The sequence below is a fragment of the Flavobacterium ginsengiterrae genome (assembly GCF_039539785.1).
GTDB classification, from domain to species: domain Bacteria; phylum Bacteroidota; class Bacteroidia; order Flavobacteriales; family Flavobacteriaceae; genus Flavobacterium; species Flavobacterium ginsengiterrae.
The window spans coordinates 314683-341532 of record NZ_BAABDU010000006.1; the positions used below are offsets into that span (position 1 = coordinate 314683).

Sequence of the window (26850 nt, forward strand, 5' to 3'; positions counted from 1 at the left end):
CAGAATAAATGAAAAAATTAAAAAAGTTTCCGAATTTTAAACAGGATGAGTCTAAAGACTGCGGACCAACCTGCATAAAAATGATAGCTAAATATTATGGAAAAACTGTCAATATTCAGGAACTTCGTGATTACAGTGAGACAAATCGAGGCGGAAGTAATTTATTATTATTAAGTGATACTGCCGAAAAAATAGGGTTTAGGTCTATAGGTGTTAAGTTAAGCTTAAAAAGGCTTGATGAAATGCCTTTGCCTTGTATTTTGTTTTGGGAAAACTGCCACTATGTTGTGCTGTATAACATCAAAAATAATTTTTATTATGTTTCTGATCCTGCAATGGGTCTGGTAAAATATTCGAAAGAAGAGTTTTTGAAAAACTGGATTGGAAACAATTCTAATGAAACGACATCAGAAGGAATTGCTTTATTCTTAGAACCCACGCCAAAATTTTATCAAAGTGAATTTGATGCGGAAGAAAGAAATACACTAGGATTTTCATTATTAGCCAGATACATACTTCCTTACAGATCTTTTGTTGTACAGCTTGTTATTGGCTTAATTGCAGGGAGTTTTTTACAGCTTATTTTTCCGTTTCTAACGCAGAGTATTATAGATATTGGTGTACAAAACAGAAGCATCCATTTTATTTATTTAATTCTTTTTGCCCAGTTATTTCTGTTTTTTGGAAAATCAGCTTTAGAACTTATCCGCAGCTGGATACTGCTTCATCTTTCTACGCGAATAAACATTTCGCTTATTTCGGATTTCTTTATTAAATTAATGAATCTTCCCATTTCATTTTTTGACGTAAGAATGACAGGGGATATTCTACAGCGTATCAATGATCATCACAGAATAGAGCGTATCTTAACGACTTCATCATTAAATGTTTTGTTTTCTACCATCAATATGGTAATCATGGGAGGCGTTTTGGCTTATTATAATATCCAGATTTTTGTGGTGTTTTTCCTTGGGAGTTTCTTTTATTTTCTCTGGATGGCACTTTTTCTTAAAAAAAGAGAAGTTCTGGATTATAAGCGTTTTTTTGAAATAAGTAAAGAGCAAAGTAAAGTTATTGAACTTGTAAACGGCATGCAGGAAATAAAACTGCATAACGCCGAAAAACAAAAACGATGGGGCTGGGAATATATACAGGCAAGGCTTTTTAGAGTTTCTATGAAAGCATTAGTATTAGAACAAACACAAACAGTAGGTTCAAACTTTATTAATGAATTAAAAAACATTATTATAATTTTCTTTTCTGCAAAACTAGTTATCGACGGTTCTATTACATTGGGTATGATGCTGGCAATCAGTTCGATTGTTGGAAGTTTAAACGGCCCTATAACACAGCTGATTGATTTTGTGAGAGAATTTCAGGATGCTAAAATATCTATGGGACGTTTATCTGAAATACATCAAAAAGAAGACGAGGTTGAGCAGGAAAAGAACCAGACTCATGATGTTCCAAAAGATTTTGATATGATTCTTACTAATTTGTCATTTCGTTACACAGGATCAGATACTCCGGTTCTTAAAGATTTAAATCTTATCATACCAGCCAATAAAATAACGGCTATAGTAGGAACAAGCGGCAGCGGTAAAACAACTTTAATGAAACTGCTGTTAAAGTTTTACGAACCGGATAAAGGAGATATAAGTCTGGCAGCAATAAATGAAAACGCAATTTCTTCGACATCATTAAGCATAATTTCACAAAAAGCATGGCGCGCCAACATTGGAACGGTTATGCAGGAAGGATTTATTTTTAATGATACAATCGCAAACAATATTGCAGTTGGAGAAGATAGGGTCGACAAAAAAAGACTGCTCTATGCTGCAGATGTTGCTAATATAATGAGTTACATTAATGAACTTCCTTTGGGATTTAACACCATGATTGGTTCTGAAGGAGTAGGAATGAGTACCGGACAAAAACAAAGACTTCTTATTGCAAGAGCGGTTTATAAGAATCCGGAAATGTTGTTTTTTGATGAAGCTACTTCGGCGCTTGATGCTAACAATGAAAAAGAAATTATGCAGAAGCTGAACCTCTTTTTTAAAGATAAAACAGTAGTCGTTATTGCACACCGTTTAAGTACAGTAATGAATGCAGATCAGATTGTAGTTTTAGACAAAGGGAAAATTATAGAAATAGGAAATCATACCACGCTTGTAGAGCAAAGAGGAAATTATTTTGAGTTGGTAAAAAATCAATTACAACTTGGAAATTAAATTATGGAAGAACATATTACACTAGAATTAAGGAGTGAAGAAATCCAGGATGTGCTTTCAAAAACACCCAGCTGGATGATTCGATGGGGCACGATTTTAATATTTATCATAATCGTTATACTGTTTTTTGTATCCTACATTATACGATATCCAGATGTTGTACGTACCGATATTATGATTACAACCAATATTCCGCCAGAAAAATTAGTATCTAAATCATCTGGGCGTATAGAAGCTATTTTAATAAAAGATAAAGCCATTGTAGAAAAAAATACTACACTTGCCGTTATAGAAAATGCGGCGAATTACAAAGATGTTTTTTTACTAAAAAAAATCGTAGACGAGTATAATATTAACGATACAAAAAAAGAATTTCCTTTTGCTTTAATGAAAAATACGCAATTAGGAGAAATAGAAAGTGCTTTTGCTCTTTTTCAAAAAGATTATGAAGTTGAAAAATTAAATGAAAACTTACACCCTTTTGATGTAGAAAATAAAGCACAGATTTCTGAAAAAACGCAAATTAAAGAAAGGTTAGAAATACTTCTTCAGCAAAAAGTAATTAATGAAAGTGAATTACAGCTGCAAAAAAATGAAATTGCCCGATTTGAAATTCTTTTTAATAAAGATATTATTTCGGCTCAGGAAATGGAAACCAAAAAACTGAGCTATTTGCAGGCTCAGAAAAATTATAAAAACTTATTGTCGTCGATTTCCCAATTAAAATCGGCTTTGATCGATAATACCAAAATGGGACATAATGTGCGTATAAACAGCACTAAAGAAGATGTGAATTTAAACCGAAATATGGCACAGTCTTTTTATCAGCTCAAAAAAGTAATAAAAGACTGGGAGCTTGTTTATACACTGAAAGCATCAGTAAGCGGGGTTGTAACGTTTTTACAGGTTTGGACAGAAAATCAAACCATTAATATAGGCGATAATGTTTTTTCGGTAATCCCAAATAAAGAAAATGGTTTTATAGGAAAAGTAAAGGCAACGGCCTTAAATTCAGGAAAAATAAAAGAAGGACAAGATGTAAATATAAGACTGGCTAATTTTCCCGATAGAGAATTTGGCGTTTTAAGAGGCAGGATTCTTAATATTTCTCTTGTTCCGGATACAGAAGGCAAAATATTATTAGATGTTTCACTGCCAAATGGTTTGGAGACTTCATATAAAAAACAAATACCATTTCAGCAGGAAATGAAAGGAAACGCCGAAATTCTAACAGAAGATCTAAGACTGATTGAACGAATTCTATATCAATTCAAAAGCATTTTCGAGCAGGTTTAGTTTTTCTGCTTATTTTATATTTTATAAAAGGCCTGTAAACTTAATGTTTACAGGCTTTTTTGTTGATTGTTGATATCGCAGTAAGAAGAAAAAACACATTAAATATAAAAAGTATTTATCTTTGATTGAATATTTAAAATCAATTATTCGATCATATTTTAGAAGTAATTCAGGAAACATTTATGATAAAACCGAACATACAAACAATCAAATTCTGTCAGAGTAATTTCTTCTTATATGCCCAGTAACATCAAGTTTATTTTTACACCTGTTTTATTGCTGTTTATTTCGGGTATTTTTTTTAAAGTAAATGCTCAGTCTTCATTAGATAACGAAATATCTCTCCAGGCAGATAAGAAACCATTAGGCACTATTTTAGACTTAATGGAAGAAAAAGGAAATTTTCGATTTGCGTACTATGGCAAATTGGCTGTAAAAGACAGTATAGTTAGTATTCATGCTGATAAAACAACTATACGCGGCGTTTTAGACCAGCTTCTGGGCAGTCAGTACGAATACAAAGAATCGCCGGGATTTATTATTGTTCGTTATGCACCTTTAGAACTTTCTCTTGTAGTGGAAAAAAATAACAGTTCCAGCGATGGACAGCAAATAGTGAGCGGTTATATTATAGATCTACAGACAAACAATCGTATCGAAAATGTGAGTGTACTCGAAAAGAATGTTTTGCAATCTACACTAACCAATAAAGACGGAGCATTTGAACTTCGGTTAAAAAATGCCTCTCAAACTATAGAACTTACAGCCGTTAAGGAAAACTACAAAACGGTGACTATGATGTTTCTTTCTGAAATTAAAATTCAAATGGGAAACAAAAAGTCGTCATCGGATTATATTGATGGCGATTTCTCAGCAATTGAAAGATCAGGAATTGGACGTTTCTTTATTTCTTCCAAACAAAAAATACAATCGCTCAATCTGGGAGGATTTATTTCTAAAGTTCCAGTTCAGGCTTCTTTAATTCCGAGTATCAGCACACGCGGTATGATGAATACACAGATTGTCAATAATTTTTCTTTAAATGTTTTAGGAGGTTACAATGCCGGCGTTCGCGGGTTAGAAATGGCAGGACTTTATAATATTAACCGTATGAATGTCGAAGCGCTTCAAATGGCGGGAATATTTAATACCGTTGGAGGATCTGTAAACGGCGTTCAGCTGGCCGGAATCTACAATAATGTTTTTGGCAATCTTAACGGATTGCAGATAAGCGGTATTCATAATAGTGTAAAAGGCTCGCAGATTGGACTGCAAATGAGCGGTATTTATAACAATGTTTATAAAGATTCAAAAGGACTTCAGGTAGCGGGGATTCATAATACTGTAAACGGTTCTCAAAACGGATTACAGTTTTCGGGTATTTATAATATTGGTAAAGATACAGTGCAAGGCGCTCAAATTGCGGGACTTTTTAATTATGCCAAAGAATTAGACGGCGTTCAGTTTGGATTAGTAAATATTACCGATTCGCCTTCCGGATATAGTCTTGGTTTATTAAATTTTAAGAAAGGCGGTTATAAAAAAATTAGCATTACAAGTAATGAAATTTCAGATATAAATCTGGCTGTAAAAACAGGAGATAATAAACTCTATACTATTTTAATGGCCGGAAGAAGCGAACGAAGTAATGAAGAAAAACTATTTTCTTTCGGAATTGGAGCAGGAAAAAATATTTCGCTGGGGAAACGTTTTACGTATAATCCAGAGTTTAGCACGCAATATCTCTATTTAGGGAATTGGGATGTTTACAATTCCTTATCGAAGTTTGATTCTTCCTTTTCTTTCCAGTTATGCAAAGGTGTGGCTATATCCGCTGGACCTTCTTTTAATCTCTATTGGTCTGAGAAAAAAGATAAATACGGTAATATAAATACTTCAACATTTGTTCAGGATCGCACCAAACGCTATAACATTATTAATGATAGCAGTAAAGATATTATTGGCTGGATAGGGTGGAGTTTTGGATTGACTTTGTTTTAATCATAAAAAAAGCGGAAAAAGTTGTCTGTTTCTTAGTAGCTTTGGTTTCCTGTGTTCTTTTATTTTGGTTTTAATTTAATTCTTTTTATTAAGTATATTTGATTTAAAATCAGCAATATGGAAAACGTGTTAACTAATATTCTCAGCTATTCAATTGTTCCAACTGTAATTACTTTAATCATTACAAAAATAACTGAGGGAAGAATTCAAAGCTCATTTGACAAAAAGCTAGAAAGCACCAAAAAAGAACATGTCTTAGAAATTTCAAAATTTCAAAGTGAATTGGATTCACTAAAGACAAAGGAAAATTTTAAATTCACCAAATTACACGAGGAGCGTTTTAAGGTATTAAAAGAGACTTACGCATTACTAAATAAGACTAGAAACGATTTAGGTCTTTTCGTTGCAGAAATTAAGCTTATCCCAAACAATACTACATTTGAAAAAAACGAAGAAAGATTACATATGAATTTTATAGCTTCAAACGAAGAGTTTGTAAAATACATAGATGATAATTTAATTTTTTTTAGTGATAAACTTGAATCAATGCTTGCAGAGTTTTTAGAAGAATCTTTTCAAATTTCTATCGATTATAAGCCAAATCATCCTGTTAATAAATTAGTATTTCCAAATAGAGAAGTTAAAAAGAATGCGGTCTCATCTTACCAAAGACTTAACGACAACATTCAACCTATTATGATTGCCATAAGAACAGAATTTAGAGAACTTTTAGGAGTTAATTTATAGTTTTTTCTTTTCTTCTTCTTTAAATATCTCACTCAGTTCTAAAATATAAATTTTCTCTTCATTTTCTTTTACTGTTCTATTGATATTTTTAGTGGAGGTTATTTTATAAAACAAATACTTATCATTAAAGTATAGAAATTCACACTTTGATTTTGGAAATTTTTCACTTATTCGCCTGTCTAACTTTTCGACGTTTACAAAATTTTTAGTAATTAAAAAGTTGTTATGAACTTCTCGAAAGATATTAAGGGTAATAAGTAATGATATACTTGCGAATAAGAACTTAATAGTGGGCAAATCTTTTACTGTTTCAACCTTATTGCTATCATACAATAAATCCATCGAACTGAAAGAAGAACTTAAGATTACTACTGCAAATATTATATATAGATAAAATTTACCTAAATCACCATTAATGTTATCAAAGTATTTTAATGAAATAACCCAGCTTAGACCTAATAATATGGTCAAAAGGAATATGATTTTATTCAATTTAATAAATTCCTGAAAAATTTCTTTTTTATTTTCTGAGTGCTCATCTTCATTGTAAATTGATCGATTATTCTTTCCTACATTATAACCTAAAATCATACTTATAATCATTGGGACTACTGATGCAAGAATAGACATAAGAATAACCAAACCATCGGGAACAATTTGCGAAATTGAAAAAAATCTAATATATGGAACTGATATATTCATTAATTCGAACGCCTGCCATGCACCGCCAATAAATGCTGGAATTATTATTAGTACACTTAGATTTTTTTTTATGAATGTCCCAATGCATTTTACCTCTGTAAGAAAAATCATTTTATGTTTACGGGGTATTAGTTAAATCATAGTTTTTTTGTAATCTCATAAAATGGTCTGAACTATCTCCATAATTTGAAGCAATGTTAATTGCAATTTCCGAAGAAATAGGAATAAGACCTTTAAATAAGTCTTCAACAGCCTTAGGAGCTATTTTTATAGATTCTGCAATTTGTCTAATAGATAAATTGCGACCTTCAATTAATTCCATATGAAGAATTTTTCCAGGATGAACTAATTTCATTTTTTGATTTTTATCAGTCATATCTATTAAGTTTTTTAAGACAAATCTAAAAGATTTTATTAGATTTATATTTCCAAAATTACGATTATTTTTCTCTCATAACTGTAAAACATTTATTTAATAATTAATAAGTTAGTGTATTTGTTTATTAATGAATTTATGAATAAATATAAAAGTATAATTGTATAGCCTTAATTAAATCAATTCTTTACTATGGACAAATATGAAACTCTAATGGAGGAATATTCAGATACGGAGCTATTCAAAGAATTTATTTTATGGATATTTCATTTCCCCAATGGAAAACTAATAAGGGATTATGAACAACTGCAACTGAATTTATATCTGATAGTATTGATTTTTTAAGCCAATGTAATTTAGAGGAACGAGATGATTTATTGAATAAAGAATCTTTAACTCACATATATCTTAGTGTAGCTGAAGATTATGAGCGTTATAAGACGCAGTATCAATCTATTTTTTTTGCCAATACTTTGGAAAAATTTACTACCGAATTTGAAGAAGAATTAGAAGATGAATATTTAACTGATTATAGGTATAATGATCTATTCGATAATTTTTTAAATAAAGAATTACAAAAGATGACATATGATTTTAAAGTTGAATAAACGGCTAATTAACAATGAAAAATTAGAAAATCTTTTGGCTCATTTTAAAGATTTTAATCATAGGTTTTAATTATTGTTAAGTCTCTTTCAATTGTTTTTTTCGGTGTTGCTCTGAGGAAGTTTGCAGCATTTAAATGACAACGTTTTAACTTCTTCATTGAGCCACAGTAGCAAAAATGATTTCTGCGTGGTTTTCGAAAAGAAAGATAAGTTTCTAAAAATTCTTTTATAATATCAATATTGTTGATATCAAGTAGTGTTTTGTAAACCTGCAATGTTCCCTTATCAGCATGATCCCATTCTTCTAAATTCTGAGTAATTCCAGTTTGTTTTAATAATATCCATGAAAAGTATTTTGGTAAATAATACTCTAGAACGTCGTATAGCCTTACCTCTCCACACGAAAGTTTATTAATAATATAACTATGGTCGAGACAAATAACACCATCTTTACTAATATGATAATCTTCATGTCTTTCAATTTTATTATCAGTAGAAATTACGATAGGAAAAGTGTTCGGATATTTTTCGGCTACAAGTATTTTGATTTCAAAAGACTCAATTAGTTTATCACTGGAATTCTTAAGAAAAAAATTGCCACTAAATATGTAGAACCCTCTTGCTTTGCCATCATAGCGTAAGCCCGGATGTGAATTTAAAGTGGCAATTTTATCTTCTTCAAAATTCCGTATCTTAAATTTTCTATTCGAAGTAAGGTTTGTAATTGTTAACATTTTGCTGTAAAAAACCGATATTTTCTTGAATATTTGCTGTGCTTCTTTGTGAATTTTCTCTTAAAATTAGATTTCCTTCACTATCTTGATCTATCAACGGATGATTTTTTAAATACCTTTCCCAATTAAAATCATGTTGTTTGTATCTAAAACCTTCGTCTGGTATTTCATAAATATATTGCTTTTCCTCACCATTTGTTTTGTAAGGTTTATATTTAAAGTAATCGGCATGGGATGTTTTTCGATGCAATATATGGTCTCCTACAACTATGCCATTGCTTTCCGCTTGAGCTTGCATTTTACAAGATAAGCTAGTATGTAAGCTTGTAGTAGTTACTTCGCTGCAGTCTCCTATACCTGCATCATGCCATAAGGTGGCATCATCGTCTCCAAAATCAATTCCTATTCGAGTATATATTCTGCTTACTCCTTGTTCATCGAATAGGTTTTTTAAATCATTTTTCACGAAATAATTAACAAATGAAGCTGCAAGTAGAGCATTATCAACTGCAGATTGCTTTGAAGTATTTTTCCCGCCAAAATATACCATCAATCCATCTCCTTGTAATCTATGAATGTACCCATCAAAATACCAGCATGTATGAATTGCAGCTAATTGTATCGTTCGGCAAATATTTGCGACTACGTCTGGAGAATATTTTTTAAATAGACCAGTTGAATTCCTTACATCTATAAACATTGAAACTATATAATGATTTTCAGTGTCTCTTGTTCCTTTTAAATTATTAAAACTTGGATGAGCACCTAATTTTTCATGATATTTGGTTTCGTAAGGAGCGACATTGTTTAAAGCGTTTAAGCTTTTAAAATCGACTTCGCTTTTGCTTCTGTCTAACCATCTTAATTGAGGTTTAGAAGAGAAACTTTCGTTTACTGCTTGCATTCTAATATTGCCTCCAAGATTATTCTTTTTGTCTTGCTTTAGGTAGTTAGCAATATCGTCAGCGTAATTTTTATAAAGTTTTTGATTCATTTCTAATTTATTATTATGTTAATAGTTTAATGCCGACAATTATAACACAAATGAAACAGCCGCCGAGAAAGTAGGTAGCACTTCTTAATCTGCTAAATTTCATTTGTAACCCTATTGCTAGTAAATGTGCTTGTTGCACATAATCTTCATAAAGTTTTGTTTCAGTAGTACTGTCAAAGATTTGCTTAAAACTGGTAAATGATATGTTAGCAATGTTTCCAAAACTTAATTGTGAACCATTAACGCTGTCAGCTTGTTTATTTAAGTATGGTATGATTGACCATAGTGTAAAAAATATACTTGTTAAACAGCAAATTAGGGCTATCCAAACAAAAAACATTATATCAAATCGATTTTGAATATCCTGTTTAATACTATAATAGCCTGTAATCATTCCTCCTAATAAAAAAGTATTAAGCGTTAAGAATAAATTTCCTTTATTATTTACGCTATCAAAATAATGATCGTATCTGTCGATACTATGCTTTAAAACTTCTATTTTATCTTTGATGTCCATACTCTTTACTATCCTTTAATATCTCTTGGATCGTTTCCGTAACTGTCTTTATCTCGGATTGTACCATTTTTTCTATGTACAACAAGTTCTGATTGTTGGTTTTTTGCTATTTCACGAGCTATGTCAATAGCTTCTTTCTGTGTGTTGGTAATTTTGGTGTATTTTTCGTTTCCTTCTCCTTTTATTGCCCATTTGTCTTCTTTTGGAACAACATGTTGATTTTTTCCCATTGGTTAATTTTTGGTTGTTAATAATTATGATAAATCTTCTATTATAGCTGTTGGTGCATTTCTCTTTGTGCTTTCAATTCCTGCGTCTCTATTATAAACATTAGAATACATTTCGCTAGTGCCTAATATCGCTCCGTTACCAGCAATTTGGTTAAAATATGGTTGTCCTGATATTGATGTTTTTCTCTGAAAATTTTGATCAGCAACATTAATTTTACTACTACTTATACCGTTCAAACAATTTTGCTTGGTAGTGTATTCCTCACTAGTTATTAAATTCTCTCCGTTTGTTGCTTTAAGAGTCCATCTAAATTGACCACTCGAAGTTCTTCTGATTTGGTACTTTCCCATTTATAATTTTTTTAAGTTGTTAATATGAATGTGACAGTTACAAAATGGATGCCATTTAGTATGTTTGTCTACCAAGTGTTGTAAACTATCGATGAAATGCTTTATTGTGTCAAAATGTCAGAATATCAGACGCTTTGCGAATGTGAAATTGTGTCACAGTTACATATTTAATTGTTAAAATGTCATAAAAATTTAGATTTTGTCTATTTTAAAAAGTACTTTTGTGAAAAATTACAGAAATGAAATCGAAATCTTTGTTTGCAGAAAGATTCAAATCTGCTCGGATGATGAATGGTTTTTCATTGCAAGATGTTGCAGATGCTCTTGATGGTCAGCTTTCCCGCCAAGCATTACACCGCTATGAGAAAGGAGAAGTTGTTCCTGACGAGGATAAAATAAACATGCTAAGTAAAGCTCTAAGCGTTAATGCTGATTTTTTTTCAAGGAATACAGTGATTGAATTAGGAGAGATAGAATATCGTCTTAATGCTAAAATATCGCAAAAAGATGAAGCTATAATAAATGAAACAACGAAGGAATATCTTTCTCGTTATTTAGAATTGGAAGAGATCTTAGGTTTTGATACTACATTTATAAATCCGCTTGAAGGTTTTGATATTATAAAATCTTACGAGCAAGTAAATGAGGCTGCAAATATTGTTAGAAATGTTTGGAGTTTGGGAACAGGAGCGATTTTTAATGTAGTTGAATTACTAGAAGATAAGAAGATAAAAGTTGTTAAACTAGATGTTGCGGATGATTTTGAAGGTTTGCAAACCTGTGTTGCATATAACGAGGGCATAAAAATTCCTGTTGTAGCATATAATATTAAAAAAACTAATAAACCAGATCGTATAAGGCTGACTCTTTTACATGAACTTGCTCATTTAATTTTAAAATTTGAAGAAATTTCACACGCTCAAAAAGAAAAATTTTGTTTTCAGTTTGCGGGAGCAATGCTTTTGCCAGAAACTACAATAAAAGAGGAGCTGGGTGATTTTCGAAATAAATTATCTATGAATGAATTAGGTAATATAAAAATGCAATATGGTATTTCTATGCAAGCAATTGTGATGAGAGCTAAAGATTGTAAAATAATAAATGAACACTACACTAAGCAATTCTTTTTTTTATTTAAACAAATGAATTGGCGTATTGATGAGCCTTTTGATTATAAAGGTATGGAAGAAAGCCATAGATTTGAACAACTACTTTTTAGGGCCTTAATTGAGAATCAGATATCTGTTTCTAAAGCATCTTTATTAATGAATATGTCTGAAAGTGATTTGAAAAATAAGTATCAATCTATGTTTATATAGTTTTCAAGATTTTCAAATGGAAAAATTAAAATAAATTTATAAAGTTATTTTACGTAGTCCAAGTTTTTCCCTAAATTTTCCACCTACATATTTTTTTAATTCTATCTGTGTTATTTTATCTTTAACCATGTTAATTTCATCAATATATTTTGATTCAAGATCATCTACTAATTTTGATACATTAACCTGTTGAGGAAATCCAGTTTTATATGAATCAATGTAATATTCTCTTTTATTGCGATAAGCTTGCGTAGTAAGATCTTCGATTAAATGTGTAAATGCTAAGATTTCAATCTTTAAATCTTTTTTTAAATAGGCATTGGCTAATACATTAAGTCTAAAAATTTTTGAATAAGTATCTAGGTACATATTTACCTTTTCACATTCATTTCTATAATCAAAGTACTCCTTTCTATATTTTTCTCGATAATTAGGTATTCGTTCGCTTGAATATCTTGAGAGATATAAATAAAGCTCATGGAGTGTAGAATATCTGCTATAAAGTGCTATCGTGAGTTCGTAGATTTCTTCTATTTTTCCTATCATGATCTGCTTTCTATTATCTCGAGACGATATAATAATTGCAACAATTGAAATTATTATAGCACAGATTGATATAAATGTTTCCATCAGAATTAATGTAGATTTTTTAATAATTAAAGAGAATACTATTTACTTGCTCTTTAATTATTTCTTTCATTGTTAAAAGGCTTGATTATGAATTGAGTTAGTAATTAAAAAAGTATTTAGATTATTGGGTAGGTCGCATTCCCATATGAGGAACTTTGAATTCTTTTGTGTATCCATCGCCCTCAGTACGGAAATTAATATTCATCGGACTATCTGGATATTCTTTACTCCAATTATCGTCAGTAAGAATCTCCTGATCAAATACGATTCTGTCATTTTGAATTTTTGGTTCAAATATTACTTTTCCGATTTCATTCTTAAAATATCTTTTTGGTAAAGCTCTTACTTTATTGTACAATTCTTCCCATGCAATTGTGCTCGGTGTTTCAATTGCCTTAAAATCTATTTTGTTGTTATGTGTTGCAATGTGTATTTTTAAAGTATCTAATAGAGATTTAGAAATTTCATGAATTAAATAAAAAAAGTTTTTTGCTTCCCTGTAGAAAGAGATAGGATAAATATCATTGTCAGCATTTAATTGAGCTCCTGTTCCGTCGTATGCTATTAGATAGTAGCCAAAAACTTTAAATTCGCCTGTATCAATTGTTATGTAGCCAGCAAAATTACTTGTATGCTTAAATTTATTGTATAGATATTTCAAATTTGATATATCATTTTGAAGAAGGTTTTTTAAGTCATTTGAACATGAGTAACCATTTTTAGTTATCCATTTATCTATAAATTCTTTCTTTTTTAGTGGATTGCGACCATGGCAGAAGCAAGCTAATATTTCATAACTTGAATCATAAAATTTAAAAAAGTCATAAAGTAAAACTCTAAATTGTTCTCCAATAGCTTCAATATCTTCAGTTTCTAATAGATCAATAAACTTATTGAGGCTTTTTGTGACATATAAAGAAGCACTGTTATAAATTCCTCCTGGATGACGTAACTTGTTTTCATTACTAAATGTGTCTTCAATACTTACACTTTTCATGTAATTAATAATTTCAGGTTTAAAAATTGATTCCATGCTCTGGCTTTTTAATTAAAGTTTGTCTTTTTTTAATTTAGAATTAATGAGAGAATGTATCTCTTTGTTATAATTTTCATCATACACAAATAAAAAAAAAATGTAAAGAATCTACAATGCGCAATTATACTTGTTTTATATTTCATATCATAAAATCGTATATCCTACAAGTTTAATTTAAATAACTAATATGTATATATTTACACTAAAAATAGATTAAAAGTTATGAGTAAATATTATTGGAAAAATAGGTGGGTTACTGTGGCTTACGAAATCAGAGTTGTTTTTATAGTAAGTTTCTCTCTGATAATAATTGTAGAATTTGGATTAAGTTGGTTTAGTGCCTTTAATGAATTTTTCTTTAAGTTTGGGCAATTTATACTAAAGCTTAGCTACTCTTTTACTACCGCATCGATCTTCTATTTTTTAGTACAACATATGCCTAAAGAGAGAAAAAGAATTAAATTACATGGTCTACTCAGTTATAAAATTTATAATATAGAGTCACAAATAAACTTACTGATAAAAAACTTATTAGGAAAAAATGTTTTAGATAAAATAGAGGAAATTTCTCTGTTTAAATGTTCGAATTTACTTTCTGTTTTGTTAGTAGATCAATTAAGAAGTGTAGATGATATTTATACTAAAGGAATCTATACAAATGAAAAATATTTTATCTTATCAGTAACTAATCTATTAAATGCATGCGATGAAGTTTTGGAATATAATGAATATGTTGATACTAAAGTAGTTCATAGGATCTCTAGAATTAAGTCAACTTGTGAGAAAATTTTAAAATTAAAAATTTATCATCAAAATTTGAATTTACGTAAATACGATTATGATTTTTATAACATTATTCAAGATAATCTTGAATTGAGAAAAGCTGTGCAAATCTATTCAAAGAGTTATTACAAAGAAAGTAATGAACTTAATGTGACCTATCACAAAGGTAAGGATGGAGAAGATTTTGAGGGGGATGATATAATACATTCATAATCTTTTAAAATAATGACCAGATTGATTTTAATGATTGTTGTTATAATCTAAAAAAATATTAACAGAAAAAAACATCAACGAAATTGTCAACCAAAAAAAACAAAAAGCCTGTAAACAAAGAGTTTACAGGCTTTTTTGTGGAGTCGCCGGGAATCGAACCCGGGTCCAAACAAGCAACTAAAGAGCTTTCTACACGCTTATTTCCTGATTAGATTTTCGATGTTAAGCTAGGCCAGAAACAGCCACCCAACACTTATCTTCTTAATTTTCGAAACCCACCCGAAGCTCATGGATATCTAGGTTTATTTTTACGGTTCCCCTGAACGGAACGCCACAAACCAAGGCTTTCCAGGAGAATCCAGCTTCCCTACCTTGTAGAGACGTGGCGCAATCGTACTATGATTCGGATTATGCAGCTAAAGCGTAATTATTTTCGCCGTGTAAAAGTTTGAGATCTTATATTTACGAGCAAGGTCTCAATGCTCGACGTGCTTACTGTTCAATTCGACTCGCTGTCAAAACCAGTCGACCCCAAAAATAAGTCTGCAAATTTAGAATATTTGAAATTACTTTCTGCTAAAATTTTCAGAAAAATTTTATTATTCTTCGTCTTTAAAATTAAATGGATAATCTCCAAAAATTGGCGCCAGTTTACGCACTGCATAAGTGTTTCTTGTCATCTTATTAGAAAGGGCAATAATAGTTACGCCTTCATTCATCAAAGTAATGTAAGATGAGGTGTTTCCGTGCCACCAGCCATTATGGAAATAATAATTCTGTCCCGTTTCCCAGTTAATCATTCTAATTCCTAAACCATAATTTTTTGTTCCCTTGCGCTCATTGCTGTAGCCCTTGTAAACTTGTTTTAATAATTCAGGTTTTAAGAAATCCGGAGATTGTCTGGCTCGGTCAAATTTTAAAAGATCACGAGCAGTCGAAAAAATATTTTTATCTCCGTAAACATTGTCCAGATAATCAAAACCTATTTCAACACCGTTTCCTTTATACGAAGGAACAATTTTTTTTCTGTCTTTATCATCATCAAAAACATAGGTATGCGTCATTCCAAGAGGCTTAAAAATCATTTCATACATAGCTTCTTTATAACTCAAACCTGTAATTTTTTCAATAATCAGCGCCAGCATGGCATAATTAGTATTGCAATAGCTAAAACGCGTTCCAACTCTTGATTCTAAACCAACATCTTTTGTAGCCAGAATATCCAGAATATCTTTATTGGTTAACTGATTGTGTCTGTCCCAAACTGATTTATCATGATCTGTAAAATAAGCATAATTACGCATTCCCGTACGATGCGTTAAAAGCATACGAATGGTGCATTCTTCATACGGAAAGGTTTTTAAAATCGTATTTACCTTTTGGTCTAAATCTATTTTTCCGGCATTTACCAGTTTTAAAATCGCAGTAGCCGTTAATACCTTACTAACCGAAGCGATTTGTACAGGCGTTTCGGGAGTAATTTTTGTGCCTTCATTTTTATTGGCAAAACCATTATATCTTTCAAATAAAATTTCTCCATTTTTGGCTACCAAAAAACTTCCGTTCATGGTATTGTTAGGCCAGTTTTTATTATAAAAGTGATTTATTCTGCCTACTACTGAATTTTTATAAGCCTGAGAAACTTTTGGTTCTGAGGCTAATGGTTTCATTCTGGGTAATGTATCTTCGACTTCGGGAGTTGTATCTGTTGTTGTTTTTTTGTTTTGACCACAAGAACTTAAAACTAGTATAGAAAAAAGTATTTGTGGTATCTTTGTTTTTTTAAGGAAAATCATTTGCATCGTTCTTTAAAAACAAATATATCGAATTCAATTTTGTTGTTTTCTCAATTTAAGGGGCTTAAAATGCTTCTTTTTAACATTGTTTTAACATGGCTTTTTCTTAGATGTTTGTTTTTCAGGTTTTAACCGTTTTGAAACATTCTAAATAGAAATTTTGAAAGAAAATTTTAACTATATTTGTTATATTTGAAACAAATACGATTCAAAAAGTTATATTATTTAATATTTAAATTTATTTAAATGAAGTTTGGAATTATAAAAGAAAGAAAGAATCCGCCGGACAGAAGAGTTGTTTTTTCTCCAAATGAGTTAGCAAAACTTAAACAGCAATATCATGAAGCATCTGTTGAAGTTGAAAGTTCCGATATTCGAATATTTTCTGATGAAGATTATAAAAATATGGGTATTACCGTTACCAATGATGTTTCGGACTGCGATGTTTTATTTGGCGTAAAAGAAGTTCCTGTTGAAAATTTAATTCCAAATAAATCATATTTCTTTTTTTCGCATACCATAAAAAAACAGCCCCATAACAAAAAATTACTTCAGGCAGTTTTAGAAAAAAATATCGATTTGTATGATCACGAAACTATTGTAGATGCGCATGACCGCAGATTAATTGGTTTTGGCAAATACGCCGGAATGGTAGGTGTATATAACGGAATTCGAGCTTTTGGACTTAAATTTGAATTGTTTAAACTGCCAAAAGCAGAAACGCTTTCTGGAAAAGATGCTTTGATTGCACAATTAAAGCGCATTACAATGCCTGCCCTTAAATTTGTTGTTACCGGAACAGGAAAGGTGGGAAGCGGTGCCAAAGAAATTCTGGATGCAATAAAAGTAAAAGAAATCACGGTCGATAATTACCTTACAAAGAAATATACACAAGCTGTATATGTGCAGCTCGATGTTTTAGAATACAATAAACGCATCGACGGACAGGTTTTGGATTTTAAAGATTTTGTAAATCATCCTCAGGAATATGTTTCAGATTTTGAAAGATTTACAAAAGTATCTGATATTTATTTTGCGGGGCATTTCCATGCCAATAATGCACCCATGATTCTGACTAGAGAAATGCTAAATGCAAGCGATTGTAAATTAAAAGTTGTTGCCGATATTTCCTGCGATGTAAATGGCCCAATTGCCTGTACAATTCGTTCATCTACTATTGAAGAGCCTTTATACGGCTATTTTCCGTTTGAAGATAAAGAAGTTGATTTTTTTCACCCCGCAGCAGTTGCTGTTATGGCGGTTGATAACCTGCCTTGCGAAATTCCAAGAGATGCCAGCGAAGGTTTTGGAGAGCAGTTTATGGAACACGTAATTCCTGCTTTCTTTAACGGAGATAAAGATGGAATTTTAAAACGTGCAAAAATTACAGAAAACGGAAAACTAACAGAAAGATTTAGTTATCTGCAGGATTATGTAGATGGGAAATGATTTTTGTTTCAAGTTTCATGCTATAAAAAAGGAGAAAATTTTAATTTTCTCCTTTTTTAATTAATAGTCTAGTCTTGTCCGTTTGTGTTTTTAACATGAAACATGAAACATGAAACATGAAACAAAAAAGACTTATACCATCTCCTCAGGTTTCACCCATGCATCAAAATCTTCCGGGGTTACGTATCCTAAACGTACGGCTTCTTCTTTAAGAGTTGTTCCGTTTTTGTGTGCAGTTTGAGCAATTTCTGCAGCTTTATAATAACCAATTTTAGTATTTAGAGCGGTAACCAGCATTAGTGAATTATCTACTAATTCTTTAATACGTTTATGATTTGGCTCGATTCCTTGTGCACAATGTTCATCAAAAGAAACACAGGCATCGCCAAGTAAACGTGCCGATTGTAAAAAGTTAGCTGCCATAACTGGTTTAAAAACATTCAGTTCATAATGTCCCTGCATACCGCCAACGGCAATTGCCATATCATTACCAATAACCTGAGCGCAAACCATTGTTAAAGCTTCACATTGTGTTGGATTAACTTTTCCAGGCATGATTGAAGATCCCGGTTCATTTTCTGGAATATGAATTTCGCCAATTCCCGAACGAGGTCCCGAAGCCAGCATTCTGACATCGTTTGCAATTTTGTTTAAAGAAACAGCCAGCTGTTTTAATGCACCGTGAGTTTCTACAATAGCATCGTGCGCGGCAAGAGCTTCAAATTTATTTTCGGCAGTTACAAACGGATGATTCGTGAATTTTGCAATATATTCAGCTACTTTTACATCGTAGCCTTTTGGCGTATTCAATCCGGTTCCTACTGCTGTTCCGCCCAAAGCGATTTCAGATAAATGGGCTAATGTGTTTTTTAAAGCTTTTATTCCAAATGCCAATTGAGCTGCATATCCTGAAATTTCCTGTCCAAGAGTTAAAGGTGTCGCATCCATTAAATGCGTACGTCCAATTTTTACAACATCTTTAAATTCGGCTGCTTTTTTTACTAAAGTTGCGTGCAGTTTTTCAACTCCCGGAATTGTAGTTTCTACAACCATTTTATAAGCTGCAATGTGCATTCCGGTAGGGAAAGTATCGTTTGATGATTGAGACTTATTTACATCATCGTTTGCTTTGATGAATTGCTCGCCTTCGCCAATTTCAAAACCTTTTAAAACCTGCGCTCTGTTTGCAATTACTTCATTGACGTTCATGTTACTTTGTGTTCCTGAACCTGTCTGCCAGATTACAAGCGGAAACTGATCGTCTAATTTTCCTTCCAGAATTTCATCGCAGACAGCAGCAATAGCGTCTCTTTTTTCGATTGGCAGAACCCCTAAATCATAATTTGCATAAGCGGCTGCTTTTTTTAAGTAAGCAAATCCTACTATGATTTCGTGCGGCATTGATCCTGAATTTCCAATTTTAAAATTATTTCTGGAACGTTCTGTTTGTGCACCCCAATATTTATCGGCTGGGACCTGAACTTCGCCCATGGTGTCTTTTTCTATTCTGTATTTCATTATGTTGTATGTAAAAATGTTATTCGTAAAATATGAAATGTCTAAATTTAAAATTGAACAGAGAGTGTCTTAGCCCTGATGGAAGCGGCATCCTTTTTGTTTTTTCTTTAAAAACAAAAAGATACAGCGGACAGCAGGTTTATGCTCCTGAAAAATATTCTGTTTCTTTTAGACCTCTTTATTTATGCGGATTTTGTGCTTGAAAAAATCCTTATTTAAAATGAGTATAAATATACACATAAATGTTATTTAACGAAAATTGATTTGGATTTTATTGGCGAGAAAAAAATATATACCCTACATTTGTCGTAACATTCAAAAATTCCGGAAAACATGTTTGAATTTTCACAGTACTTAGGCTTTTTACTTTTCTTAACCATACTAACTATAGGGTTTTGGTTAATGTTTTTCTTAGTTGGTTTCGTATCTTACTGGGTTACGGGCGCTAGCTGGGAAATGATCAAAGAGAAAAGAGCTAAAAAAAGACAAGAAGAACAATCTATTTAATTTTAGATTGATGTCATAAAAAAAGGACCCGTTTTACGAGTCCTTTTTTTTATGCTAAAAAAAAAAGAAATTCCAAATTCCAAATTCCAAAACTGGAAAATCAAAAAATAGGTTTTGAATTTTAATTTGACTGAACTTATTTAACCAGAAAGGTTTTTTTAAGACCTGTCCGGTTTCTTCATGAATAAGGTCTATTTTTAGATCATAAAAAAATCCAAATCCCAATTGTAAAAATTGGAATTTGGATTTTGAATATTGAAATTTGGAATTTCTCTATTGTAATTTAAAAATGTTTATCCGGGAAAATCACCACCGCCTTCACCGCCACCTTCATTTTTAGGCTGAGCATTTCTGTCTCTTTCACTTTTTGGTTTGTTAAAACGATAAGTGAATGATAAATTAAACTGACGTTTACGGAACTGCATTTCGCTGTATGATTTTTGACTTTCGAGAGTAGCATCATTTTGAAGATATGTATATGATCTCATGATTCTTGAATTGAAAATATCACTGATATTGAAAGCAATAGTCGCTTTATCTTTTAAAATATCTTTGCTTAAAGCGGTATTCATTGAAAACTGATCAAGGTTTTTTCCTTGTGCTGTTTTTTGTTCACCATTATAAGTTCCGTTTAACTGCCAGTCGATTTTGTATGGCAGCGTAATTTTTGAACTCGCTCTTGCGAACCAAGTGTTAGCTTGATTGTCAAGATTTTGAACTACTACATTTCCGTTTGTATCGGTATAAGTGTTCTCTCCGGTTGTTTTTACATTGTAAAGATTGAAGTTACTGTTTAGTTTCCACCATTTAAACGGCGTGTAATTAAATGTAAATTCGAAACCATATTTTTGCTCTTTTCCTAAGTTAATAGGACGGCTCAAAATAACCGGAATTCCGTCTACATTATCACCATTTGGAGTTCTCACAAAGCTGAAAACATCTTTTGTGTTTTCAAAATATGCCGATGTGGTAAAGGTTACTTTTTCCCATCGTTTAATATATCCTACATCATATTTGTCAGTTAAAGAAGGATCTAAATCAGGATTCCCCTGAAAAATATTAATGTTGCTTGAATAGTTAAGCGCCGGATTCATAAAACGTCCTCTTGGTCTTGTTAAACGTTTACTGTAGCTGGCAGTTAAGTTGCTTTGATCTGAAATTTCATAACTAATAAAAGCACTAGGGAACAGGTTATTGTATTTCTTGGTATTAAAAATACTGTTGTCTAATAAGTTTACCTGAATATTGGTGTCTTCCCAGCGTAAACCAAATAAATAAGAGAATTTGTTTACTTTTAAACCATATTGAGCATAAAGCGCATTGATATTTTCCTTGTATTCTAAAGTATTTGATTTGTTTGGATCTTTAACGTAGTTTTCATCGGTTACGTAATATTCATTATTTAAATCTCCAAAACTTCCTTTATAACCAGCTTCAAACTGACTTCCTTTTCCTAATGGTAAAACATAATCAGCTTGTAATAATACCTGCTTTTGCACCTGATCGTTTAAAGTTGTATTAAAGTTTGGCGATGCAGTAATAATACCATCACTGTCATCAGTATTTCTTGAAACCGATAAATCGGCAGTAAGTTTGTGACCTTTATCGTTGAAGTTTTTAATTAAATTTGAAGTAAATTCTATGTTTTCACTTCCAGTATCAGTATTATTTAAACGATAAGTTGATCCTGTAAAAGCACGGGCAGCATCAAAATTATTATAGTTAATCAGATCTCTGTCATCTCCGGTATTTTTCTGGTAATTAATAGCATTAGTCCAGAATGTAGTAGGTGTAAGCGACCATTCTACTCCAGCTCTGGCGTTGAAACCATCTCTGATTCTTTTAGTATCACGATCTTCATCTAAATAGCCTTTTGGAGATCCGTCGGCATTATAATAAGAAGTATTTGTTAAACCACCGCCTTCGTTAGTTCTGTAGTTGTAACCGGCAGTAGTAAAGTAGTTTAATTTTTCTGTTTTGTAATTTACGTTGGCACTTACACCATACGTTTCAGGAAGTCCTGTTGAAGCGATAAAAGTTCCGTTAAAACCTTGGTTTTTCCCTTTTTTAAGAACAATATTAATGATTCCTGATCCTCCTTCTGCATCATATCTTGCAGACGGATTGGTAATAACTTCTACTTTTTCGATAGCATCTGCCGGTAGCTGGCGCAGTGCTTCGGCAACATTTATAGCTTGTGAAGGTCTTCCGTCAATTAAAATACGAATGTTATCACTTCCTCTTAAACTTACGTTTCCTTCAGAATCGACAGAAACCGATGGTACATTGTCTAAAACGTCGCTTACTGTTCCGCCTTTTACAAGCATATCCTGGCCTACATTGTAAACTTTTTTATCCAGTTTTATTTCTACTGTCGATTTTTCGGCACGAACTACAACTTCATTTAGCTGTGCGGCATCTTCAGATAAATTAACAACGCCTAAATTGGTGTCGTCCTGAATGCTTTTTTGTTTGATTTCAGTAGATTTAAATGAAATGAATTCTACTTTTATGTCGTAAGTTCCCGGTGCAACTGCAACTTCAAATTCTCCTTTTGGGTTGGTTATACCGCCTGCAATAACTTTTGTATCATTTGGAGCCATTATCGAAATAGTTGCATATTCCAGTGGCTGTTTTGTAACTTTTTCGAAAACTTTTCCGGTAACCTTAACCTTGTTTTTACCGGGTGGTCCTTGTTGGGCATAGTTGTAAAAGCCTGTAAAAAACAGCACAAGCATTACAGCAAAATTGATTTGTTTCATTTTTTTCTGGTTTCTTTTTCTTTTTAGACGGCAAATGTACCTTTTGGTTTAAAGAGAAAGATCACAAAAAAATGTTAACAGTCTATTTTAGAATCAGTCTAAAAAAGATGCGACTTTGTCTAAGTCCCGTCCAATAATGGCTTTTCCGTCTTTTACAACAATAGGTCTTTCAATTAAAATAGGATTATCAGTCATGGCCTGAATGATTTGATCATCGCTTAAATCTTTTCCTTTATAATTCTCAATCCAGATTTTTTCTTTAGTTCGAATTAATTCTGCCGGTTTTAGATTTAATTTTTTAAGAAGTTCTCTTAAATCATTAAAAGACGGCGTTTCTGTTAAATAAGGAATTATTTCATAGTCTTGTTTTGTTTCTTCAACAAATGCCAGACAATTTCTTGATTTTCCGCAGCGTGGATTATGGTAAATTTGTATCATTTTCTTATATTTAAAGTCTGCTAAGGTAAAATTATTAAAAGCAAACATTTTTGTAACAGCAAAAATAGGACTTACTGTTTAAATTAAAATCTCATTTTAAAACTAATTATATGTTTTTAGAACAAGGAATTAAACCCGAAAATAAATTTTGGAAATATCTTATAGGATCAGTTTTTATTATAACAGCTTCATTTATTGGTCAAATTCCTTTTTCGGCAGCAGTTCTTCTTAAAAATTTCCAGGATAAACAAGGTTTTCCAACAGACAGCGATGCCGCATTAAAAATATTCGAACCTAATCTGACTTTGTTTTTGGTTATGATTTCGTTTGTTTTTGCTTTTGCCGGAATTTATTTTGTGGTCAAATATCTGCATAATCAAAGTCTGCTTTCGGTAACAACATCGCGTCCTAAAACAGATTGGAAAAGAATTTCTTTTTCGTTTATAATATGGTCAGTTTTCTCGATTATAAGTTTTTCTATACTCTATTTTCAATCTCCGGAAAAATTTGTGTGGAATTTTAAACTTATTCCGTTTTTGATTTTGGTTGTAATAGGTACGCTTTTAATTCCTATTCAAACCAGCACCGAAGAATATGTTTTTCGAGGCTATTTAATGCAGGGATTTGCTAATCTGGCCCGCAACAAATGGTTTCCTTTACTAATGACATCTGTAATATTTGGTTCTATGCATATTATGAATCCTGAAGTAGAAAAAATGGGATATGTAATTATGGTGTATTACATAGGAACCGGATTATTTCTGGGAGTGATTACATTAATGGATGAAGGAATGGAACTGGCTTTAGGCTTTCATGCCGCTAATAATCTGGTTGGTGCTTTACTGGTAACTTCAGATTGGTCCGTTTTTCAAACCCATTCTATTTTTAAAGATATGTCGGAGCCTTCTGCTGGCGTCGATGTTATTTTACCGGTCGTAATTGTATATCCAATTTTGTTGTTTGTGTTTACCAAAAAATACAAATGGACAAACTGGAAAGAAAAGCTAACCGGAACAATTGATGAAAAAAGCAATGAAACAGCAGAATTTTTAAACTTAAATTAAAATATATCATGCCAAACTTAACTCATAGAAACGTACATAATTATTTTAAGCTGGACGGCTACCATTTAAACGCCGCAGATTTGTGCCGAATAGGCTATAGTTTTATAAAAGAAGGCGATCCGTACGAGCGTTCGATTGGTGAATTTTTTCTGGATTGGTTCGATAATAAAGATTATATCGAAATGACAACTTCTGGAACTACAGGACTTCCTAAACTGGTTCGGTTAGAAAAGCAAGCCATGATTCAGTCTGCTTTGGCAACTGGAGATTTCTTTAGTTTAGAGCCGGGAAATAAAGCTTTGTTATGTCTGCCAACACAATTTATTGCCGGAAAAATGATGCTTGTGCGCAGTTTAATTTTAGGATTAGAATTGGATGTTGTTTTACCAAGTACAGAACCTTTGGCATACAATAACAAACAATATGATTTTGCGGCAATGGTGCCTTTGCAGGTTCAAAACTCAATTGAAAAGCTCGGAAATATTAAAAAACTGATTATTGGCGGTGCAAAAATAGACAGTGCTCTTGAAGAAAAATTACTGCCAATACAGAAAACTGAAATTTACGAAACGTACGGAATGACCGAAACCATAACGCATATTGCAGCAAAAAGAGTAGGGGAAACCGCTTTTTCAATTCTGCCGAATGTTAAGATCGAAAAAGACGATCGAGGTTGTTTGGTTATTTATGTGGCTTCGATTTCTGATGAGCCAATTGTAACAAATGATTTGGTTGATTTAGTAAATGAAAATCAATTCGTGTTTTTGGGAAGAATCGATAATGTAATAAACAGTGGCGGCGTAAAATTAATTCCTGAGCAGATTGAGGCAAAACTAACGGGAAAAATTGCTAACCGATTTTTTGTAACGGGAGTTCCTGATACCGCTTTAGGAGAAAAATTGATTTTGGTAATTGAAGGCGAGAAATATGATTTTTCGGCTGATTTTTTTGATGTTTTAGGAAAGTTTGAAAAACCAAAAGAAATAGTTTTTGTGCCGAAGTTTAAAGAAAATGAAAACGGTAAGTTACTGCGTAAATCAAGCTTTAAAGCGGTATAGTCCTTACGGGACAAGTTTCAACGTATTTTTATTAATCTTTAATCTCTAGGAAATATTTAAAAACTCCGTTAGGAAATAAACGTTGATAAATATTAAATTCTAAAAGTAAAAATCCCAAATTCCAATAACTCAGATTGGGATTTGGGATTTTAAATATTGGGAATATATTTATTTTTTACGTTCCATTAATGCCATGTAAAATCCGTCAAAGCCAGATTCTGAAGCCAATAATTTACGGTCTTCTACAAGAGTAAACTGCTGTCCGATTTCGGTTTTCAGGAATTTTTGCACCTGCTCCTGATTTTCAGAAGGAAGTACAGAACAAGTTGCATAAACTAATTTTCCGCCTGGTTTTACAATTTTAGAATAGCTTTCTAAAACTTCGCTTTGAACTTTACGAATGTTATCGATAAATTCCGGCTGTAATTTCCATTTAGAATCCGGGTTTCTTTTTAAAACACCTAATCCGCTGCAAGGCGCGTCAATTAAAACACGATCAGCTTTTTCGTGTAATTTTTTGATCACTTTTGTGCTGTCAATAATGCGGTATTCAATATTAAAAGCACCATTTCTTTTTGCTCTTAATTTTAATTGTTTCAGTTTGCTTTCGTATAAATCCATTGCAATTAACTGCCCTTTATTTTCCATTAAAGAAGCAATATGCAGTGTTTTTCCGCCGGCACCCGCACAGGTATCTACCACCCGCATTCCTGGTTTAACATCAAGAAAACCGGCAACTAATTGTGAATTAGCATCCTGTACTTCAAACAAACCTTGTTTAAAAGCATCTGTTAAAAATACGTTGGCTCTTTCTTTTAAAACCAATGCCTCAGGCTGATCTTTTAAATATTCTGTTTCAATATTTAAATCCATTAAAGTGTTTCTCAGGCTTTCTTTAGTTCCTTTAAGCGTATTGGTTCTTAAAATAACTTTGGCAGGCTGGTTTTGAGCTGCAATTTCTTTTGCCCATACTTTTTCGCCTAGTTCTTTTGATCCTAATGCATCCATCCAGTCCGGAATAGATTCTTTTACGGCTCTTATTTTTGAAAGTTCATCAAAACGTCCTTTGATTTTTCTTTCAGGAGTTCCTTCCAATTGTCTCCAGTCTGGAATAGGATATCCTCTTAAAACTGCCCATACGGCAAACATTCTCCATAAATTATCTCTGTCGTAAGGTTCTTTTACTTCAGCAATTTCTGCATATAAACGTTTCCAGCGAACAATTTCATATATCGTTTCAGCAACAAACTTCCTGTCAGAACTTCCCCAACGTTTGTCTTTTTTTAATGCTCTTGCTACCACTTTGTCTGCATATTCTCCTTCATTGAAAATAGCATTCAAAGAGTCGATGGTAGTATAAACTAAATTTCTGTGTAATCTCATTTTATTAATTTGAAGTGCAAAGGTACTATTAATTGATTGAAAGTTAAATTTTTAATACTGATTCTTATTTTGACTTTCATTAAAAATAAAAAACACCCTTTTTT

General features: G+C 31.9%; 24 protein-coding genes and 1 other RNA gene. 10 read left to right on the plus strand and 15 right to left on the minus strand.

Going from position 1 to position 26850, the window contains the following annotated elements; all coding sequences use genetic code 11:
- The first annotated feature begins 8 nt into the window (after positions 1-8).
- The 4 genes from ABD859_RS17545 (at position 9) to ABD859_RS17560 (ending at position 6278) form a co-directional block, all read left to right on the plus strand.
- Positions 9-2234, plus strand: coding sequence for a peptidase domain-containing ABC transporter (locus tag ABD859_RS17545; RefSeq protein WP_345145889.1), 2226 nt, complete (start codon positions 9-11; stop codon positions 2232-2234).
- Between the two features lie 3 nt (positions 2235-2237).
- Positions 2238-3530, plus strand: coding sequence for an HlyD family secretion protein (locus ABD859_RS17550; protein ID WP_345145890.1), 1293 nt, complete (start codon positions 2238-2240; stop codon positions 3528-3530).
- A gap of 237 nt (positions 3531-3767) precedes the next feature.
- Positions 3768-5531 carry a peptidase associated/transthyretin-like domain-containing protein gene (locus ABD859_RS17555; RefSeq protein WP_345145891.1) on the plus strand — a complete coding sequence of 588 codons (1764 nt, stop codon included), beginning with the start codon at positions 3768-3770 and terminating at the stop codon, positions 5529-5531.
- A gap of 117 nt (positions 5532-5648) precedes the next feature.
- Positions 5649-6278 carry a hypothetical protein gene (locus ABD859_RS17560; RefSeq protein ID WP_345145892.1) on the plus strand — a complete coding sequence of 210 codons (630 nt, stop codon included), beginning with the start codon at positions 5649-5651 and terminating at the stop codon, positions 6276-6278.
- On the opposite strand, the gene ABD859_RS17565 is transcribed toward ABD859_RS17560, so the two are convergent.
- The gene (locus tag ABD859_RS17565) at positions 6273-7091 is read right to left on the minus strand and encodes a hypothetical protein (RefSeq protein WP_345145893.1); all 819 of its coding nucleotides are present in this window, start codon (positions 7089-7091) and stop codon (positions 6273-6275) included. The two genes, ABD859_RS17560 and ABD859_RS17565, sit on opposite strands and share 6 nt — an antisense overlap.
- A 7-nt stretch (positions 7092-7098) precedes the next feature.
- Entirely contained in the window at positions 7099-7356 is a 258-nt protein-coding gene (locus ABD859_RS17570) for a HigA family addiction module antitoxin (RefSeq protein ID WP_345145894.1), read from the minus strand.
- Between the two features lie 377 nt (positions 7357-7733).
- Between ABD859_RS17570 and ABD859_RS17575 the strand changes: the two genes are divergently transcribed.
- Positions 7734-7964, plus strand: a complete 231-nt coding sequence (locus ABD859_RS17575) for a hypothetical protein (protein WP_345145895.1) — start codon at positions 7734-7736, stop codon at positions 7962-7964.
- 53 nt (positions 7965-8017) lie between these two features.
- Here the strand turns inward: ABD859_RS17575 and ABD859_RS17580 are convergent, their stop codons facing one another.
- From ABD859_RS17580 to ABD859_RS17600, 5 genes are read right to left on the minus strand one after another with little or no spacing between them, the layout of a single operon-like run.
- Positions 8018-8698 (minus strand): hypothetical protein, encoded by a 681-nt coding sequence (locus ABD859_RS17580; RefSeq protein ID WP_345145896.1) that lies wholly within the window; start codon positions 8696-8698, stop codon positions 8018-8020.
- Positions 8667-9692, minus strand: coding sequence for a hypothetical protein (locus ABD859_RS17585; protein WP_345145897.1), 1026 nt, complete (start codon positions 9690-9692; stop codon positions 8667-8669). Before ABD859_RS17585 ends, ABD859_RS17580 begins: the two co-directional genes overlap by 32 nt.
- A 13-nt stretch (positions 9693-9705) precedes the next feature.
- Entirely contained in the window at positions 9706-10209 is a 504-nt protein-coding gene (locus tag ABD859_RS17590) for a Pycsar system effector family protein (RefSeq protein ID WP_345145898.1), read from the minus strand.
- Between the two features lie 8 nt (positions 10210-10217).
- Positions 10218-10439: a DUF2188 domain-containing protein gene (locus ABD859_RS17595; RefSeq protein ID WP_345145899.1), complete on the minus strand. Its 222-nt coding sequence runs from the start codon at positions 10437-10439 to the stop codon at positions 10218-10220.
- Positions 10440-10463: 24 nt separating this feature from the next.
- Positions 10464-10790: a YegP family protein gene (locus ABD859_RS17600; protein ID WP_345145900.1), complete on the minus strand. Its 327-nt coding sequence runs from the start codon at positions 10788-10790 to the stop codon at positions 10464-10466.
- 239 nt (positions 10791-11029) lie between these two features.
- Here ABD859_RS17600 and ABD859_RS17605 point away from each other — a divergent pair, with 239 nt between their 5' ends.
- Positions 11030-12109 carry a helix-turn-helix domain-containing protein gene (locus ABD859_RS17605; RefSeq protein ID WP_345145901.1) on the plus strand — a complete coding sequence of 360 codons (1080 nt, stop codon included), beginning with the start codon at positions 11030-11032 and terminating at the stop codon, positions 12107-12109.
- Positions 12110-12145: 36 nt separating this feature from the next.
- Here the strand turns inward: ABD859_RS17605 and ABD859_RS17610 are convergent, their stop codons facing one another.
- Positions 12146-12739, minus strand: a complete 594-nt coding sequence (locus ABD859_RS17610; RefSeq protein ID WP_345145902.1) for a hypothetical protein — start codon at positions 12737-12739, stop codon at positions 12146-12148.
- Positions 12740-12860: 121 nt separating this feature from the next.
- A complete protein-coding gene (locus tag ABD859_RS17615) occupies positions 12861-13772 on the minus strand; it encodes a hypothetical protein (protein ID WP_345145903.1) in 912 nt (303 codons plus the stop codon).
- Positions 13773-13997: 225 nt separating this feature from the next.
- Between ABD859_RS17615 and ABD859_RS17620 the strand changes: the two genes are divergently transcribed.
- Positions 13998-14771, plus strand: coding sequence for a hypothetical protein (locus ABD859_RS17620; protein WP_345145904.1), 774 nt, complete (start codon positions 13998-14000; stop codon positions 14769-14771).
- 135 nt (positions 14772-14906) lie between these two features.
- On the opposite strand, the gene ssrA is transcribed toward ABD859_RS17620, so the two are convergent.
- Positions 14907-15304: a transfer-messenger RNA gene (gene ssrA / locus ABD859_RS17625) on the minus strand.
- Between the two features lie 66 nt (positions 15305-15370).
- Positions 15371-16573 (minus strand): serine hydrolase domain-containing protein, encoded by a 1203-nt coding sequence (locus ABD859_RS17630; protein ID WP_345145905.1) that lies wholly within the window; start codon positions 16571-16573, stop codon positions 15371-15373.
- A 240-nt stretch (positions 16574-16813) separates the two neighbouring features.
- Here ABD859_RS17630 and ABD859_RS17635 point away from each other — a divergent pair, with 240 nt between their 5' ends.
- Entirely contained in the window at positions 16814-18016 is a 1203-nt protein-coding gene (locus ABD859_RS17635) for an NAD(P)-dependent oxidoreductase (RefSeq protein ID WP_345145906.1), read from the plus strand.
- A 132-nt stretch (positions 18017-18148) separates the two neighbouring features.
- On the opposite strand, the gene fumC is transcribed toward ABD859_RS17635, so the two are convergent.
- From fumC to arsC, 3 genes are all read right to left on the minus strand, one after another.
- Positions 18149-19534: a class II fumarate hydratase gene (gene fumC / locus ABD859_RS17640; RefSeq protein ID WP_345145907.1), complete on the minus strand. Its 1386-nt coding sequence runs from the start codon at positions 19532-19534 to the stop codon at positions 18149-18151.
- Between the two features lie 800 nt (positions 19535-20334).
- Positions 20335-22803, minus strand: a complete 2469-nt coding sequence (locus tag ABD859_RS17645) for a TonB-dependent receptor (protein WP_345145908.1) — start codon at positions 22801-22803, stop codon at positions 20335-20337.
- Positions 22804-22896: 93 nt separating this feature from the next.
- Complete coding sequence (gene arsC, locus ABD859_RS17650; protein ID WP_345145909.1) at positions 22897-23241, minus strand: arsenate reductase (glutaredoxin); 345 nt, start codon at positions 23239-23241, stop codon at positions 22897-22899.
- A gap of 110 nt (positions 23242-23351) precedes the next feature.
- On the opposite strand from arsC, the gene ABD859_RS17655 reads away from it, so the two are divergent.
- Positions 23352-24305 (plus strand): CPBP family intramembrane glutamic endopeptidase, encoded by a 954-nt coding sequence (locus ABD859_RS17655; RefSeq protein ID WP_345145910.1) that lies wholly within the window; start codon positions 23352-23354, stop codon positions 24303-24305.
- A gap of 8 nt (positions 24306-24313) precedes the next feature.
- A complete protein-coding gene (locus ABD859_RS17660; RefSeq protein ID WP_345145911.1) occupies positions 24314-25363 on the plus strand; it encodes an AMP-binding protein in 1050 nt (349 codons plus the stop codon).
- Between the two features lie 168 nt (positions 25364-25531).
- Here ABD859_RS17660 and ABD859_RS17665 read toward each other — a convergent pair whose 3' ends face one another.
- Positions 25532-26746, minus strand: a complete 1215-nt coding sequence (locus ABD859_RS17665) for an RsmB/NOP family class I SAM-dependent RNA methyltransferase (RefSeq protein WP_345145912.1) — start codon at positions 26744-26746, stop codon at positions 25532-25534.
- Positions 26747-26850 lie beyond the last annotated feature (104 nt).